The sequence below is a fragment of the Corynebacterium sp. MSK041 genome, from assembly GCF_030232265.1.
Lineage (GTDB): Bacteria > Actinomycetota > Actinomycetes > Mycobacteriales > Mycobacteriaceae > Corynebacterium.
This window is the reverse complement of the sequence record NZ_JASPJK010000043.1, coordinates 1-833: the sequence shown is the minus strand read 5'-3', so window position 1 is coordinate 833 and position 833 is coordinate 1. Positions and strand designations below refer to the sequence as shown.

Sequence of the window (833 nt, the reverse complement as noted above, 5' to 3'; positions counted from 1 at the left end):
TGTGATCAGGCTTGATGAATCGGCTGGTGATGATGCTGGGAAGGACACGATGTATGCCAAAGTCCTTGTTGATAGCCGGCTTGATAAAGCAGTGACGGAAGCAGGGGGTGACGCTAGTGGGTATTTCTTGGATGCTGTGTTGAGGTATTGGCAAAGCATTAACACTATTGCTGCTGGTGTTGAGTTGGATCCTGAAGGTGAGGGCATTGGGGTTACTGGCCAGCCTGATGAGGTTGCTGTGGTACGTGAGAAGCTCAATGGTCTGCCGGCTGATGTGGCGCAGCTGGGTGCGTTGATCGCTGATGTTGAATCTGCTGGTATCAGCATCGACTAACCACACTCACCGCATGCTTGGTTCGGACTGAGTATGTGCACAAAAGCGGCATGATCACTCGTGGCGTTAGTGACCCCGACCGGTTGCGTCCCTTAGTGTGGTGTAACGCTTGCTGATGGTGGGCCCGGGAAGATAGCGGGCTGCCACACGTTTCGCATCTCGGGTGGGGCGCGCGGGGCGTCGAAAGCCGTTAGAGGGCTTTAGACGGGAGAACATGAAGTGCCCCGGGTTTTGTTTCTAGGCATTTGCCTTGATTTCCATTATTTCTTGGGCCGGGTTGGTTTCCCAAAGCTCTGCCTCAACCTCAGCTGGCGTGCGATAGCCGAGACTTTGGTGAAGCCGTATCTCGTTCCACCAATTGACCCATTCAAACGTCGCAATCTCAACGTCCACCACGTCTGCCCACGCTCGTCGATGAATCAGTGTCGATTCGGGGTAGTTGGTACCGTGAGTCCGCGTAGTTGGTACCGGTGTTCCACGTACCCGGTACTGCAAGGGG

The 833-nt window shown here is 54.7% G+C and carries 2 protein-coding genes; one reads left to right on the top strand and one right to left on the bottom strand.

The genetic code is table 11. From position 1 onward, the window contains the following. Positions 1–334: hypothetical protein (locus tag QP968_RS11100; protein ID WP_284856452.1), on the top strand; the 334-nt coding region annotated here is incomplete at its 5' end. A 237-nt stretch (positions 335–571) separates the two neighbouring features. Here the strand turns inward: QP968_RS11100 and QP968_RS11095 are convergent. Beyond that, positions 572–833, bottom strand: a 262-nt coding sequence (locus QP968_RS11095) for an integrase core domain-containing protein (protein ID WP_284856451.1), incomplete at its 5' end; no start/stop codon positions are given.